Source organism: Pseudonocardia sp. DxW (assembly GCF_058448985.1).
This window is the reverse complement of sequence record NZ_JBZFLK010000003.1, coordinates 338,297-352,895: the sequence shown is the minus strand read 5'-3', so window position 1 is coordinate 352,895 and position 14,599 is coordinate 338,297. Positions and strand designations below refer to the sequence as shown.

General features: G+C 75.3%; 13 protein-coding genes and 1 pseudogene. 9 read left to right on the top strand and 5 right to left on the bottom strand.

The genetic code is table 11. The features are described from left to right. Positions 1-11: 11 nt before the first annotated feature. From hemL to ACVJO7_RS06825, 7 genes and pseudogenes are all read left to right on the top strand, one after another. Positions 12-1,334 (top strand): glutamate-1-semialdehyde 2,1-aminomutase, encoded by a 1,323-nt coding sequence (gene hemL / locus ACVJO7_RS06855; RefSeq protein ID WP_491672155.1) that lies wholly within the window; start codon positions 12-14, stop codon positions 1,332-1,334. Positions 1,335-1,337: 3 nt separating this feature from the next. Beyond that, on the top strand, positions 1,338-1,997 hold the full coding sequence (locus ACVJO7_RS06850) for a histidine phosphatase family protein (protein ID WP_491672154.1): 660 nt from the start codon (positions 1,338-1,340) through the stop codon (positions 1,995-1,997). Beyond that, positions 1,994-2,596, top strand: a complete 603-nt coding sequence (locus ACVJO7_RS06845; protein ID WP_344027052.1) for a TlpA family protein disulfide reductase — start codon at positions 1,994-1,996, stop codon at positions 2,594-2,596. The genes ACVJO7_RS06850 and ACVJO7_RS06845 overlap by 4 nt, the downstream gene beginning before the upstream one ends. Before the next feature lie 82 nt (positions 2,597-2,678). After that, entirely contained in the window at positions 2,679-3,503 is an 825-nt protein-coding gene (locus ACVJO7_RS06840) for a cytochrome c biogenesis CcdA family protein (protein ID WP_344027054.1), read from the top strand. A gap of 1 nt (position 3,504) precedes the next feature. Beyond that, a complete protein-coding gene (resB, locus tag ACVJO7_RS06835; protein WP_491672153.1) occupies positions 3,505-5,166 on the top strand; it encodes a cytochrome c biogenesis protein ResB in 1,662 nt (553 codons plus the stop codon). Positions 5,167-5,171: 5 nt separating this feature from the next. Beyond that, positions 5,172-6,155 (top strand): c-type cytochrome biogenesis protein CcsB, encoded by a 984-nt coding sequence (gene ccsB / locus ACVJO7_RS06830; RefSeq protein WP_491672152.1) that lies wholly within the window; start codon positions 5,172-5,174, stop codon positions 6,153-6,155. 1,357 nt (positions 6,156-7,512) lie between these two features. After that, a pseudogene (locus ACVJO7_RS06825) lies at positions 7,513-8,391 on the top strand (MinD/ParA family ATP-binding protein); the annotation flags it as partial. Between the two features lie 128 nt (positions 8,392-8,519). Here ACVJO7_RS06825 and ACVJO7_RS06820 read toward each other — a convergent pair. Further along, positions 8,520-8,750, bottom strand: coding sequence for a hypothetical protein (locus ACVJO7_RS06820; protein ID WP_491672151.1), 231 nt, complete (start codon positions 8,748-8,750; stop codon positions 8,520-8,522). A gap of 61 nt (positions 8,751-8,811) precedes the next feature. Further along, a complete protein-coding gene (locus ACVJO7_RS06815) occupies positions 8,812-9,024 on the bottom strand; it encodes a BldC family transcriptional regulator (RefSeq protein ID WP_010224110.1) in 213 nt (70 codons plus the stop codon). A gap of 257 nt (positions 9,025-9,281) precedes the next feature. On the opposite strand from ACVJO7_RS06815, the gene ACVJO7_RS06810 reads away from it, so the two are divergent. Further along, entirely contained in the window at positions 9,282-9,599 is a 318-nt protein-coding gene (locus tag ACVJO7_RS06810; protein WP_491672150.1) for a DUF4229 domain-containing protein, read from the top strand. Positions 9,600-10,133: 534 nt separating this feature from the next. Here ACVJO7_RS06810 and ACVJO7_RS06805 read toward each other — a convergent pair. The 3 genes from ACVJO7_RS06805 to menE form a co-directional block, all read right to left on the bottom strand. After that, the gene (locus tag ACVJO7_RS06805; RefSeq protein ID WP_491672149.1) at positions 10,134-11,030 is read right to left on the bottom strand and encodes a 1,4-dihydroxy-2-naphthoate polyprenyltransferase; all 897 of its coding nucleotides are present in this window, start codon (positions 11,028-11,030) and stop codon (positions 10,134-10,136) included. A 166-nt stretch (positions 11,031-11,196) separates the two neighbouring features. Further along, positions 11,197-12,798, bottom strand: a complete 1,602-nt coding sequence (locus tag ACVJO7_RS06800; RefSeq protein WP_491672148.1) for a DUF8814 domain-containing protein — start codon at positions 12,796-12,798, stop codon at positions 11,197-11,199. 246 nt (positions 12,799-13,044) lie between these two features. Beyond that, positions 13,045-14,232, bottom strand: coding sequence for an o-succinylbenzoate--CoA ligase (gene menE / locus ACVJO7_RS06795; protein ID WP_491672147.1), 1,188 nt, complete (start codon positions 14,230-14,232; stop codon positions 13,045-13,047). A 176-nt stretch (positions 14,233-14,408) separates the two neighbouring features. Between menE and ACVJO7_RS06790 the strand changes: the two genes are divergently transcribed. Then, a complete protein-coding gene (locus tag ACVJO7_RS06790; RefSeq protein WP_491672146.1) occupies positions 14,409-14,594 on the top strand; it encodes a hypothetical protein in 186 nt (61 codons plus the stop codon). The last annotated feature ends 5 nt before the right edge of the window (positions 14,595-14,599 follow it).

The following is a 14,599-nucleotide window of genomic DNA, read 5'->3' as shown; positions in this document are numbered from 1 at the left end:
AGACTGGCCGGGTGAGCAGCGCGCAGAACCCCGACCCGAAGGAGTCCGCCCGCCTCTTCGAGCGGGCGGCCGAACTGATCCCGGGCGGGGTGAACTCCCCGGTCAGGGCGTTCAACTCGGTCGGCGGCACGCCGCGGTTCATGGTCTCGGCGCAGGGCTACGAGCTGACCGACGCCGACGGCGCGAACTACGTCGATCTCGTCTCCTCGTGGGGCCCGATGATCCTCGGGCACGCGCATCCGGCCGTCGTCGAGGCGGTGCGGGCGGCGGCGTCGAACGGACTGTCGTTCGGCACCCCGACCCCCGGTGAGATCGACCTGGCCGCCGAGATCGTCGACCGCACCCCGGTCGAGCAGGTCCGGCTGGTCAACTCCGGCACCGAGGCGACGATGAGCGCGATCCGGCTGGCCCGCGGCATCACCGGGCGCCCGGTGATCGTGAAGTTCGCCGGCTGCTACCACGGCCACGTCGACGCGCTGCTCGCCGAGGCCGGCTCCGGCGTCGCGACGCTCGGCCTGCCGACCAGCCCGGGCGTCACCGGCGCGCAGGCCGCGGACACCGTGGTCGTGCCCTACAACGACCTGGACGCGGTGCGCGCGGTGTTCGCCGAGCGCGGCGCCGACATCGCCTGCGTGATCACCGAAGGGGCGCCCGGGAACATGGGCGTCGTCCCGCCGGTCGAGGGCTTCAACGCCGCGCTGCGCGACCTCTGCCACGCGCACGGCGCGCTGCTGGTGATCGACGAGGTGATGACCGGCTTCCGGGCGTCGCGCCAGGGCTGGTACGGCTGCGACGGCGTCGCCGGCGATCTCTACACCTTCGGCAAGGTGATGTCCGGCGGGCTGCCGGCCGCCGCGTTCGGCGGCTCGGTCGAGCACATGTCGTTCCTGGCGCCGGCCGGGCCGGTCTACCAGGCGGGCACCCTGGCCGGGAACCCGGTCGCGGTCGCCGCCGGTCTCACCACGCTGCGCCACGCCGACGAGGCCGCCTACGCCACCCTCCAGGCGAACGCCGACCGGCTCGGCTCGCTGATCACCGCCGCACTGGACCGGGAGGGCGTCGGGCACACCGTGCAGTACGCGGGCACCATGCTCTCGCCGTTCTTCACCGACGCCCCGGTCACCGGCTACGCCGACGCGAGGTCGGCCGAGACCTGGCGCTACCCGGCGTTCTTCCACGCGCTGCTCGACCACGGGGTCTACCCGCCGCCGTCGGCGTTCGAGGCGTGGTTCGTCAGTACCGCGCTGGACGACGACGCGTTCGCCCGGATCGAGGTCGGGCTCGCCGCCGGGGCGCGGGCGGCGGCCGCGGCCACCCGTCCGGACGGGGTCTGAGCCGTGGGCGACCGGACCACCCCCGCGCCGACCGGCCCGGTGACCGTCGTGCACCTGCTCCGGCACGGCGAGGTGCACAACCCGGAGCGGGTGCTCTACGGCCGCCGGCCCGGCTACCGGCTCTCCGACCACGGCGAGGCCCAGGCCAAGACGGTCGCGCAGTACCTCGGGAGCAACGACGTCGCCGCCGTCGTCGCGTCCCCGCTGCAGCGCGCCCAGCAGACCGCCGGGCCGATCGCCGAGGCGCACGACCTGCCGATCGGCACCGACGAGAACCTGATCGAGGCCGGGAACCTGTTCGAGGGCAAGCGGTTCGCCGTCGGCGACGGCGCGCTGCGCCGGCCGCAGGCGTGGCGGCTGCTGCGCGACCCGTTCACCCCGTCCTGGGGCGAGCCCTATCTCGACATCGCGCACCGGATGCTCGGCGCGCTGCACGCGGCGCGACTGCTCGCGCCCGGCCGGGAGGTCGTCTGCGTGTCCCATCAGCTGCCGATCTGGACGCTGCGCCGGTACCTGCTCGGGCAGCGGCTCTGGCACGATCCGCGCCGCCGCCAGTGCGCGCTGGCGTCGCTGACCAGCGTCGAGTTCACCGGCGCCCGGATGACCGGACTGCGCTACGCCGAGCCGGCCGGCTCCAGCGGGGCGATGGTGACCGGCGCATGAGGCGGCTGGCGCTCCCGCTGCTCGCCGCGCTGGCCCTGCTCGCGGGCTGCGGCGTCGGGACCGACGCCGTCGCCGGGTCCGGCGAGTTCCAGTTCGTCGCCCCCGGCGGCGAGACCCGGATCGTCTACGACCCGCCGGAGAGTCGCGGGCCGATCACCGACCTGCGCGGCGAGAGCCTGATGAACCCGGGTGCCGAGGTCGGCATCTCCGACTTCCCGGACACCGTCCGGGTGATCAACATCTGGGGCTCGTGGTGCGGGCCGTGCCGGACCGAGGCACCGGAGCTGCAGGCGGTCGCGGACGCGGCGCAGGGCGACGCCGTGGTGCTCGGCATCGACGTCCGGGACGACCGGCAGGCCGCGCTGGACTTCAAGACCGACCGCGGGCTGAGCTACGACTCGATCTACGACCCGGCCGGGCGGACCCTGGCCCGGCTCGACGGCTACCCGCGCAACGTCGTCCCGTCGACGATCGTGCTGGACCGCGAGCAGCGGGTCGCCGCGGTCTTCCTGACCCCGGTCGGCAGCTCCGACCTGATGCCGCTGATCGCCCGGCTCGCCGAGGAGGACCCGGCGGCGGAGCCGCCGGGCGCTGGCTGACGGAGCGCGACCGGACCGTTGCACTACACGTTGTAGAACCCGCTGTCGGGCCTGTTCGGGGGCCCTTCTACCCTGGGATGCGATGGACCCGACGACCGCCCTCGCGATATCGGGGCCGCTGCTGCTGGCGGCCCTGGTATCGGTGCTCGCCGGGCTGGTCAGCTTCGCCTCGCCGTGCGTCGTCCCGCTGGTCCCCGGCTACCTCGCGTACCTGGCCGGCCTGGTCGGGGCGCAGCCGCCGCCGGTGACCGAGGCCGAGGCCCGGCAGCGCGAGACCGCCCGCCGCAGCGGGACCGCCGTCGTCGAGCAGCGGACCCGCCCGGACGGCCGCTGGCGGGTCGCCGGTGCGGCGCTGCTGTTCGTGTCCGGGTTCACCGTCGTCTTCGGCGCGATCATGGTCGGCGTCGTGTGGCTGTCCGACGTGCTGATCGAGAACGAGGCGTTGCTGCAGCGGATCGGCGGCGTCGTGATGATCGTGATGGGGCTGGCGTTCGCCGGCCTGATCCCGGCCCTGCAGCGCGAGTACCGCTCGCACTGGACGCCGCGCGCCGGCCTGGCCGGCGCCCCGCTGCTGGGCGCGGTGTTCGGGCTCGGCTGGGTCCCCTGCATCGGCCCGACGCTGGCCGGCGTGGTCGCCGTCGCGGCCGGCACCGGCGGCGGCTCGTTCCGCGGCGTCGTGCTGATCCTGGCCTACTGCGCCGGGCTCGGGATCCCGTTCGTGCTGATCGCGCTGGGCGCGTCCCGCGCGGTCGGGATGCTCGGCCGCCTGCGCCGGCACACCCGCGCGATCCAGATCGCCGGCGGGGCGATGCTCGTGCTGGTCGGCGTGCTCCTGGTCTCCGGGCTGTGGGCGCGCTGGCTGATCCAGCTCCAGGTGTCGATCGCCGGGTTCACCCCGCCCATCTGACATGACCTCCGACATGACCTCCGGGGTGGCACGGCCGCCCACCGCCCCGCCGCAGCCGCCGGGCAGCACAACGGGCAGCGAGCCCCCGGCACGCCGCGACCGGTTCGGCGGCGTGGCCGCGTTCCTGCGCAACACCTGGCGCGGGCTGACCAGCATGCGCACCGCGCTGGTGCTGCTGTTCCTGCTGGCGCTGGCCGCGATGCCGGGCGCGCTGATCCCGCAGCGCTCGCTGAACGAGTTCCTGGTCGACGACTTCTACGCCGACTACCCGACCGCCGCGCCGATCATCGAGTCGCTCGGCGGCTTCGAGGTGTTCGCCAGCCCGTGGTTCGCGGCGATCTACCTGCTGCTGATGATCTCGCTCGTCGGCTGCGTGCTGCCCCGCTCGGTGGAGTACTGGCACAGCATGCGGGCCGCGCCGGTCGCGACCCCGCGCAACCTGACCCGGCTCCCGCACCACGCCGAGGCCGACTCCGCCGAGTCGCCGGACGCGGTGCTGGAGCGCACCCGGCGGCTGCTGCGCGGCTGGCGCAGGGTCGAGCGCTCCGAGCCCGGCGGGGTGACGGCGGTGTCCGCCGAGCGCGGCTACCTGCGCGAGACCGGCAACCTGGTCTTCCACCTCAGCCTGATCGGGCTGCTGCTCGGCTTCGCAGGCGGCAAGCTCTACGGCTACGAGGGCGACGTGATCGTCCGCGCCGACGGCGCCGAGTTCTGCAACAGCTCGATCCTCGGCTACGACACGTTCCGGGCCGGCCTGCGGGTCGACGGCACCGACCTCAACGAGTTCTGCGTGCGCGTCGACCGGTTCGACGGGACCTGGCTGCCGAACGGGCAGCCCTCGACGTTCGGCGCGCAGATCGGCTACCAGACCGGCGAGGACCTGGCCGACGGCGTCACCGACTGGCGGCCCGGCGAGATCACCGTCAACTACCCGCTGCGCACCGACGGCGACCGGGCCTACCTGACCGGCTACGGCTACGCGCCCGAGTTCACCGTGACCTGGCCGGACGGGCAGAGCCGCACCGGCGGGATCCAGTGGCGGCCGGTCGACCAGAGCGGCAGCCAGCTCTCCGAGGGCGCGACGAAGTTCGAGCAGCCCGGTATCACCGACGCCGAGCTGCGCCGCACCACCCAGCTCGCAGTGACCGGCACGTTCGCGCCGACCGGCGCGGTCGACGCCGAGGGCAACCTCGCGTCGGTGCACCCGGACCTGCGCGCGCCGACCGCCGACGTGAACATCATGCGCGGCGATCTCGGCATCGACGACGGCCGCGGCCAGTCGATCTTCACGGTGGACCAGCAGAAGATCGACGACGGCGAGCTGGTGACGGTCGCCGAGGAGCGGCTCGGCGTCGGTGACAGCGTGACCCTGGACGACGGCACCGTCGTCCGGTTCGACGGCGTCACCCCGTGGGTGAACCTGCAGGTGGGCCACGACCCGGGGCAGATCTGGGTGCTGGTCTTCTCGATCGTGATGGTGGCGGGGCTGGCCCTGTCGCTGTCGGTCAAGCGGCGGCGCCTGTGGGTGCGGATCCGCCCGGTCGACGGCGGCAGCCGGATCCAGCTCGGCGGCCTGGCCCGGACCGACCGGGCGGGCTACGGCGAGGAGTTCGACCGGCTCGGCTCGGAACTGCTCGACCCGATGGACAAGAAGGACGGTTGACACCGATGCTCGTCGATCCGATCACCTCGATGTGGAGCGACCGGCTGTTCCAGGCCACGCTCGTCGTACTGCTGCTCGCGATGATCTTCACGTCGCTGGAGTACGCGGCGACCCGGGTGGCCAGGGCGCCGCGCAGGCGGGCGGCCGTCGGGGCCGGCGACGGCGGTGCCGACACTGAGATCTCCGACACCCCGGACGGGCCCGACGGGGCCGAGGGGGCGCCGGGAGACGGCTCCCGGACCGGCCGGACCCGGGCCGACCGGTACGGCCGGATCGGGATCTCGCTGATGATCCTCGCCGTCGTCCTGCACGCCGGGTCGATCGTGCTGCGCGGGCTGGCGACCTACCGGTGGCCGCTGGGCAACATGTACGAGTTCACCTCGGCGCTGTGCCTGATGGCGGTCGGCGCCTGGCTGGTGCTGGTCCGCAAGCACCCGCCGCTGCGTCCGGCCGGGGTGTTCGTGCTGACGCCGATCCTGCTCCTGATGTTCATCACCGGCACCGTGCTCTACGCCGAGGCCGCGCCCGTCGTCCCGGCCCTGCAGTCGTACTGGATCATCATCCACGTCACGACGATCACGCTGGCCTCGGGGATGCTGCTGGTCCCGGGCGTCGCGAGCCTGCTGTTCCTGATGAAGCGCAACGAGCGCCCGGCCGCGCTGGCCGCGAAGCTCCCGGGCGCCGAGGCGCTCGATCGGCTGGCCTACCGGGTGACGGTGCTCGCCTTCCCGCTGTACACGTTCGGGATCATCACCGGCGCGGTCTGGGCCGAGGCGGCCTGGGGCCGGTTCTGGGGCTGGGACCCGAAGGAGACGGTCGCGTTCGTCGCGTGGGTGCTCTACGCCGCCTACCTGCACGCCCGAGCCACGGCCGGCTGGCGGACGTCGCGGGCGGCCTGGATCAACTCGGCCGGCTTCGCCACGATCGTGTTCAACCTGTTCTTCATCAACATGGTGGTCGCCGGACTGCACTCGTACGCGGGGGTGTGAGGCGCCTCGACCACCGGGTTCCGCACGGCTACCGTCGGTTCCCGTGAGTGAGAACGGTTCCGGCGAGCAGCCCGACGGGTCGGTGGGCCGCTACGTGCGGGAGCGCTGGGGCGCGGCGGAGTCGTCCGGACGGTCCTTCGGACGGCGTCGTCGCACGTCCGGTGATGACGCAGCGCAGCCGGAGGGCGGTGCTGCGCAGCCGGCCGCGTCGCAGCCGCGCCCGCCGTCGGCGGCCGAGCGGGCGGCGTCCGCACCCGCCCCGGGCCGTGCCGCGGTCGGCACCCAGACCCCACCGGCCGGTTCGGCGTGGGGCAGCGAGCTACCGGAGATCGACGACGACCTGGTCGACGAGATCGACCCCTCCACGCCGCCGCACGGGCTGGACCTGTCGGCGCTGCACGAGCGGTCCGACGCGGAGCGGGAGCGGCCCGCCGGGCCCGCCCCGGCCGCCGAGGCCCGCGCCGACGACGGCAGGCACCGGGCACCCGAGGACCTGTACCCGACCGGTCAGGACGTCGGCCCCGACGACACCGGTCTGTACCGCTCCGGTGGCGCGGCCGATCCGGAGCCGTGGTGGACGGTGCCGGGCCGCGGCGGGCACGACGACGAGCCGGGCGGCGAGCTGATCTGGCGTCGCCCGGACCCGCCGTCCGATGAGGAGCAGACCCACGCCGACGACGCCGACGTGACCGCCACCGACGCGCACGCGGTCGTGTCGCCGTCGTGGGGCGGGCCCGGCGCCGGGACCGCCGGGGCGCAGGACCGGGACGTGCCCGACCGGCCGGACGGTTCCGGCGACGCCGCCGGTCCGGCGCACGGTGCCGTTCCGGTCGGGGGTGCCCCGCGCGGTGGCGTCCGGGACGACGGCGCCGGGGACGGAGGTCCGCCGGGGGCCGGTGGCCCGGGTGCCGGCGCGGCGTCCGGTGGTGCGGCCGGCCCCGGTGGCGCTGCTGCTGGCGCGGCCGTCGCCGGTGACGGGACGGCCGGCGGTGGCGCGGGGTCCGGTGGTTCGGCGGCTCCCGCCGGTGGTGCGACCGCTCCCGGTGGCCCGACCGCCGCCGGTGACGCGACCGCCGGGGCCGCGGCCGCACGCGGATCGGGCCAGGCCACCGGCCGTCCGGCGGCGGACCGGCCGTGGCGGAGTTCGTGGGACCGCGATGCGGCCGAGCGCGAGGCGTCCGACCGGGCGCGCCGGGACAACGGCTCCCGCACCGGCGGGGCCCGGCCGGCGCCGGAGTCCGGGGCACGCCGGCCGCGCTGGACCGCGCCCGAGGCGGTCGAGGCCCGCCACGGGCAGCACCGCCGGAGCGACGGCGCGCACGGCGGGCTCGACCTGACACCACACCGGTCCGGCAGCCCGCGGCGACCGCCGGAGAGCGGCTGGCGCCGGTTCGTCTACCTGCTCACCGGTGGACTGGTGAACCCGGGGGAGAGCCCCGCCGAGCTGCACCGCCGGGATCTGGTGTCCCGGCTGAACCGGCCGCTGCTCAACGCCCACAAGATCGCGATGCTGAGCCTCAAGGGTGGCGTCGGGAAGACGACGGTCACCGCGACGCTGGGTGCGACGTTCGCCTCGCACCGCGGTGACCGGGTCGTCGCGGTGGACGCGAACCCGGACCGGGGGACGCTCAGCCAGAAGATCCCGCTGGAGACGACCGCGACCGTCCGGCACCTGCTCCGCGACTCCGACCGGGTGCGGCGCTACACCGACGTCCGCTCGTACACCTCGCAGGGGCAGTCGCGGCTGGAGGTACTGGCCAGCGAGCAGGACCCGGCCGTGTCGGAGGCGTTCAGCGAGGACGACTACCGGCGTGCGGTCGACCTGCTGGAGCACTTCTACAACCTGGTGCTGACCGACTGCGGGACCGGCCTGATGCACTCCGCGATGTACGGGGTGCTGGGGATGGCCGATCAGCTCGTGATCGTGTCGTCCGGGTCGATCGACGGTGCCCGCAGCGCGTCGGCGACGCTGGACTGGCTGGACGCGCACGGCTACGGCAATCTCGTCCGGAACGCCGTCGTCGTGATCAACTCGGTGTACCGGCGGGCGGGCGGCGGGGTCGACCTCGACCGGGTCGCGGAGCACTTCGCCGGCCGGTGCCGGGCGGTCGTGCGGGTGCCGTTCGATCCGCACCTGGAGGAGGGCGCGGAGATCGACCTCGACCGCCTGGAGGAACCGACCCGGACCGCGCTGCTGGAGCTCGCCGCCGCCGTCGCGGACGGGTTCCCGGTCTGAGCGTCACCGCCGGATGTGACCGGAAACACTGAAGGGCGGTCCACCGGAGCCGGTGGACCGCCCTTCGGTCAAGACTTCTTGGGACTCTGGTCGGGCAGATCGGAGGGGCTGGGACGGGCTCGGTCCGGTCAGGCCCGCTCCGGCGGGTCCTCCTGGTTGCGGACCTTCTCGTCGAGTTCACGTAGGAAGTCCGGGTCGTCATCGGGACCGGTCGCGCGCGGCTTCTGCGCCTTCTGACCGGTCATCCAGGGGAGCTCGGGCTGCGGGAGCCTGTCGGCGACCACCTGCTCGGACCGGAGGGTCCGGACGAGCAGCACCGCGACGACGGCCGCGCCGAGCAGAAGGATCAGGAACAACATCAGGCCACCTCCGCTGTCCAGCGTAGCGAAGGTGGCCTGACGTGCGAGTGAAGTCGCGGGTTCAGCGGAGCCCGGGGCTCGCCTCGCTGGTGAGGTCCGCCAGCAGTCCGCGGACCTCGGACTCGCGGAAGCGGCGGTGGCCACCGGGGGTGCGGATCGAACCGATCCGCCCGGCGGACGCCCAGCGCGTCACGGTCTTGGGGTCGACGCGGAAGAGGGTGGCGACCTCGCCCGGGGTCAGCAGTCGCTCGGGGGCCTGCGTCGGAGCTGCCATGGAATCCTCCCGGAAATGCAGCGTGGTGCCGAGTCGCGGTGCTGGGAGGGATCTCCCGAAGCTCCTCGGAGCGGTCACCGCTCGTTGTTTCCGGGCCATCGTGACACCTCAGACCTCAGGTACTCGAACGGTTGTCCGGAGGTAAAGGGTTCTTAAAGGGCAAAGCCGATGAAGTTCCTGAAGCGGACATCACGGGTGGTTCCCGTCTCCGAGCGCGCGGCTCCGGGCTCCGGCCGCAGGACCGTACCCTGGACGGCATGACGTCCCCGACGACACCGCCGCCGCAGGCCGCGGCGCGGGCTCGCGCCGGCGAGCCCGGGCTGGCCGCCACGGTGGCGCTCTACGCTCTCGCCCGGCTCGGTCTGCTGGCCGTCATCGCCCTGCTGCTCGGCCTCGCCGGGGTGCCGCTGCTGGTCGCGTTGCTGGTGGCGCTGATCGTGGCGCTCCCGCTGTCGATGCTGCTGTTCCGCGGTCTGAGGTCCCGGCTGGACCGGGCGCTGGCCGTCGCCAACGCCCGCCGCTCGGCCGAGCGGGAGTCGCTCCGGGCCAAGCTGCGCGGCGACGACCGCGACTGACCTGCCGGCCCCTGTCCACGCGCTGTTCTCGCCGCGGCGCGTTCCGCGGAACGGGATCACGGTGGCTGCGCGCCGTCGGTGAGGAGCACGGCGCGCGTGTCCGGCGTTCCGCGGAACCGCCGTGCCGGGCGTCCGGCGTTCCGCGGAACGCGGTTGCCGGCGTTCCGCGGAACGCGGTGCCGGAGCGCGGCGCAGTGGCCGGGTATCCCGGCCGCCGTGATGTCCGGCACCCGGTGGCGCGGCCGTCGAGCGGGAACCTCGGCCTGTCCCACCGGACCGACCTCGGTGCGCCGGCCCCCGATCCCGACCCCGGCCCCCTGTGCCCGGCCGACCGATCCCGCCCGCGTTCCGCGGAACGCGGCTGCCGGTTCTCGTTCCGGTACCTCGCACAGCCCGTGACAGATCCTGTGCAGCGGATGGTGGGCGCGGCGGACCCACCGGCCCGGCGGGCGTTCCGCGGAACGCGGCCGGCACTGCGCCGGGGCCCGGAACGGTTCTCGGGCCCGGACCCGACTCCCGGCGGCTGCCCGGCGCTCAGCCGCCCGCGATGCCGCCGCCGAAACCGACCGCGAGACCGACCCCGACGGCCAGCGCCCAGGCGAGCAGCAGCAGACCGGTGTCGCGGAGCACCGGGATCAGCTCCGGACCGTCGGCGCCGCCGAGCACCGCGCGCACCGGACGCACCGCCGCGGGCAGCGCCACCAGCACGACCAGCAGGCCCGGCCGGTCGAACGCGGCGGCGACGGCGATCACGAACGGCACCAGGACGAGCGTCACGTACAGCGTGCGGGTGGCGGGTCCGCCCAGCCGCACCGCGAGCGTCGTCTTGCCGGCGATCCGGTCGCCGGGGATGTCGCGCAGGTTGTTCGCGACCAGCACGGCGCAGGTCAGCAGGCCGGCGCCGATCGACACACCGACGGTCGCCGGGTCCACCACCCCGGCCTGGGTGAGCGCGGTGCCGAGCACCGCGACCGGGCCGAAGAACACGAACACGGCGACCTCGCCGAGGCCCGCGTAGCCGTACGGGCGGCTCCCGCCGGTGTAGAACCACGCCCCGACGATGCACAGCGCCCCGACGGCGATCAGCCACCACTGGCCGGACACGGCGGTCAGCGCGATCCCGGCGAGTGCGGCGACGCCGAAGCAGCCGAACGCGGCCGCCTTCACCGTCGCGGGCCGGGCGGCCCGGGAGCCGACCAGCCGCTGCGGTCCGACGCGCTCGTCGTCGGTGCCGCGGATGCCGTCGGAGTAGTCGTTGGCGAAGTTCACCCCGATCACCAGCGCGACCGCGACCAGCAGCGCGAGCAGCGCGGAGCCGGGGGCCACGACGCCGGCGCCCAGCGCCGAACCGGTTCCGACGAGGACGGGGGAGATCGCGGTGGGCAGGGTGCGCGGGCGCGCTCCCTCGATCCACTCTGCCGTGCTGGCCACGACGACGAACCTATCCCGCGCGGGAGGCCCGGGCCCGCCGGACGTGCCGCCCGGGCAACGACGGCGCAACGACGACGGCGCAACGACGACGGCGCAACGACGACGGCGCAACGACGACGGCCCCGCCCGGATCGTCGTCCGGGCGGACCGTCGTGCGGCGGGTCGGTCAGCGTCCGCCGGAGGGCGCGCGCTGGGCGGAGCCGGGGACGGGGGCGCCGGCCTGCGGCGAACCGTCCGGGACGGACGCGGGGTCGCCTCCCGTGCCGGCCGGGTCCGCCGGGTTCGCCGGGGGAGCCCCGGATCCACCGGCCGGGCCGGCCGCCGGGTCCCCGGGCCCCGCGGCGCCGTCGGCCGGGGCAGCGGGCCCCCCGGCGGTGCCGGCCGGACCCGCCGGCGCGGCCGGGTCGGCAGCATCGGCCGGGGAAGCCGGGGAAGCCGGGGAAGCCGGGTCGGCAGGCGAGCCCGGGGAGCCCGGGTCGGCAGGATCGGCGGGGGAGGCCGGGTCGGCCGGTTCGGCAGGCGAGGCCGGGGCGTCACCCGCGTCGCACCCCGGGAGATCGGCCGGCAGCTCACCGAGCACCGACGCCGGCAGGTACTGGCCGTCGCCGATCCGGACGAACCCGCCGTCACCCTCGCCGTGCGTGCACTGCACCGGAACCTCGGTGGTGTTCACCGCGATCCCGACCGACTCCGCGCCGGCCTCGGGACGGGCGAGGATGTCGGTGTCCGGCTCGTCGCCGGCCCGGACGGCGGACAGCTTCTGCGAGCCCGTCCACAGGTAGTCGACCTGCACCTGGGAGTTGTCCTTGAGCCCCAGGACGTCCCAGAAGATGCCGTCGCCGAGGTCGATCCCGGCCGGGTTCGCGACCCGCCGGCCGAACTGGTCCTTGCCGCCGTTGTGCCCGTTGCGTGCGGCCGCGGCCTGCGGGACGCCCTGCGGCAGGTCCTTCCACATCTCCCGCTGCGACGACGGGTTCCAGTAGTCGTCCTTGGTGTTCCACGGGCCGATGTCCCAGACCGGCGCGATCGCGCAGCGGCCGTTGGGCGCGCAGACCTTCACCGAGTAGTCGGTCTTGCCCTTCCCGGACAGTGCGCGCCGGGACGGCAGCGCGACGAACCGGTCCCGCGGGACGATCTTGTGCCCGTTCGCGGTGGTGCCACCGACCAGACCCTCCCGGGTGGCGAACACCGAGTAGCTGCGCGGGGCGGCCTCGGTCAGCGGCCCGGCCTCGGCCTCGGTGGTCGGGGTGGCGGTCAGGGTCACCTCGCGCACGGCAGGCCGCGCGTCACCGGTGCCGGTGAGCACCAGCCTGCCCTGCACCTCGCGGGCCGCCTCTGGCAGCTCGGTCCGGTCGTCCTCGGCGGGGATCCACTCGGTCCAGCCGCCGCCGGCGGTGCGTCCGCGGACGTCGATCGTCGCGCTCGACCCGGGCGGGATCTCGGCGACCAGCGTCGAGTGCACCTCGCGGGTCGGCGCCTCCAGGGTGTGCGGTTCCAGGGTGAGCAGCCCGGTCGGGACGACGTCGACCGGATCGGCCGACGCCTCGGTGGCCCCGTCCTCGACCGGCGCCCCGACGGCGGTCGCCGGGTCGAACCGGGCCCCGCCGTCGTCGACGACGATCCCCGGCCCGCTGCCCTCGGCCAGCTCCGGCTGCCAGCTGGTTCCCGGCTCGGCCGCCGCGGCCGGCACCACGGCGACGGCGCAGAACGCCCCCGCCGCGGCCAGCAGGCCGACGCTTCGCAGCCCGGCCCGCGTGATCCTGCGCATCTGGACAAACCCCCGCTGCATCGCAGTTTCTGCTGTGACTCATGTGCTTCGTGTGACGACAGTGGCCCGGGTGCTCTGTGTGGACCCTGTGTCGCCAGTGGCTGAAGCACACTCGATGTGCGAGCGGGGCGCAACGCACGCTGCGTGAAGCGACCCCATGGTGTGTACGTCCGTATCACCGTTCCGGGTGGCGCCCCGGCAGCCGGATCTCACGGTCGGCGACCGGCGGCGGCACCGCCGGTGCGGTCAGCCGGAACGCAGCAGTGCGGCGACCGCGGCCCGGTCCGGCTTGCCGATGCCCCGCCCGGGCACCGCGGCCGCGCGGCGCAGCACCCGCGGCACCGCGGCCCGGCCGCAGGCCGCACGGACGGCGTCGCGCAGCACCGCGTCGCCGGGGCCGCCGCCCGCCCCGTCGTCCGGCACGACCAGCGCACCGACGACCTGCCCCCACTCGTCGTCCGGCAGCCCGACCACGCAGGCCCCGCGGACCCCGGCGACCCCGAGCAGGGCCTGTTCGACGGCGGCCGGCGCCACCTTCTCGCCGCCGGTGTTGACGACGTCGTCGGCCCGGCCCAGCACCGTCAGGGTCCCGTCCGGGGCGATCGAGCCGAGATCGGTGGTGCGGAAACCGGCCGGGCCGAACGCCGCCGCGGTGCCGTCCGGGTCGCCCAGGTAACCGGCGGCGAGCACCGGGCCGTCGAGCAGCACCCGTCCGGAACCGGGCTCGATCGTGACGCGCACGCCGTCCAGCGGGACGCCGTCGTAGACGCACCCGCCGCAGGTCTCGCTCATCCCGTAGGTGGTGACGACCCGGATCCCGGCGTCGGTGGCCCTGGCCCGCAGACCGGCGTCCAGCGCCGCCCCGCCGACCAGCACCGCGTCGTACCCGGCGAGCGCGAACAGCGGCGCCGAGCCATGATCGAGGATCCGGGCGAGCTGGGTCGGGACGAGGCTGGTGTAGCGGCGCGCACCGTGCCCGATCCGGGCGGTGGCCCGGGCGAACCCGTCGGGGCGGAAGCCGTCCCGAACGTCCTGCACCACGGGCTGCGAGCCGGACAGCAGCGCCCGCAGCACCACCTGGACCCCGGCGACGTGCTCGGCGGGCAGGGTGAGCAGCCAGCGTCCGGGGCCGCCGAGCCGGGCGGCGGTCGCGGCCGCGGAGGCGCGCAGCGCGGCCGCGGTCAGCGCGACCTGCCGGGGCTCACCGGTCGAACCCGAGGTGGCGACGACGACGGCCAGCCCGTCCGGCAGTGCGCCCTCGGCCGCCGCCCGGGCCACCGGGGCGGGCAACACCGGGACCGCCGGGTCCGCACCCGGCGCGACCCGGACCGGCACGACGGCCGGGCCGTCGCCGTCGAGCGCGGACCGCAGCGCGGCGGCCAGCCTGGCCACCGATCCCGGCGAGCCGTCCACCCCGATCGCCCGCACTCCCATGTCGATCAGCCTGCCACCCCGCGGCCGCGGTGACCGAGGGTGGCCGTCGGGCGGGGGCGTCATCAGATTCGGGGAACGTGCCCGCGGACCCGCAACGACCGGCGGCCGGCACGCGACAGGCCGGGTGAGAGCGCAGGGGCACCCGGCCCCGCTCCCCGGAGTCGAAGGAGCTCCCCATGCCGCACCCCGCACCCACCGACGCGTCCCCGACCGGCGCCCCGCGCTCGCTGCGCTGCCGCCGCCCCGCGGCAAGCGGCCACCGCGCCGTCGCCGGTGAGCTGGCGGCGCTGGCGTTCCTGGTGCCGGCCGGCGCGGCGCAGCCGGCACCGGCGCTGCCCCGGCCGCGCCCGGCCGCGGAGTGAGCGAC

Coding starts and splice junctions, on each gene's coding strand:
- ACVJO7_RS06845 (WP_344027052.1), top strand. CDS start 1,994: ATGAGGCGGCTGGCGCTCCCGCTGCTCGCCGCGCTGGCCCTGCTCGCG.
- ACVJO7_RS06840 (WP_344027054.1), top strand. CDS start 2,679: ATGGACCCGACGACCGCCCTCGCGATATCGGGGCCGCTGCTGCTGGCG.
- resB (WP_491672153.1), top strand. CDS start 3,505: ATGACCTCCGACATGACCTCCGGGGTGGCACGGCCGCCCACCGCCCCG.
- ccsB (WP_491672152.1), top strand. CDS start 5,172: ATGCTCGTCGATCCGATCACCTCGATGTGGAGCGACCGGCTGTTCCAG.
- ACVJO7_RS06820 (WP_491672151.1), bottom strand. CDS start 8,750: ATGTTGTTCCTGATCCTTCTGCTCGGCGCGGCCGTCGTCGCGGTGCTG.
- ACVJO7_RS06815 (WP_010224110.1), bottom strand. CDS start 9,024: ATGGCAGCTCCGACGCAGGCCCCCGAGCGACTGCTGACCCCGGGCGAG.
- ACVJO7_RS06810 (WP_491672150.1), top strand. CDS start 9,282: ATGACGTCCCCGACGACACCGCCGCCGCAGGCCGCGGCGCGGGCTCGC.
- ACVJO7_RS06800 (WP_491672148.1), bottom strand. CDS start 12,798: ATGCGCAGGATCACGCGGGCCGGGCTGCGAAGCGTCGGCCTGCTGGCC.
- menE (WP_491672147.1), bottom strand. CDS start 14,232: ATGGGAGTGCGGGCGATCGGGGTGGACGGCTCGCCGGGATCGGTGGCC.
- ACVJO7_RS06790 (WP_491672146.1), top strand. CDS start 14,409: ATGCCGCACCCCGCACCCACCGACGCGTCCCCGACCGGCGCCCCGCGC.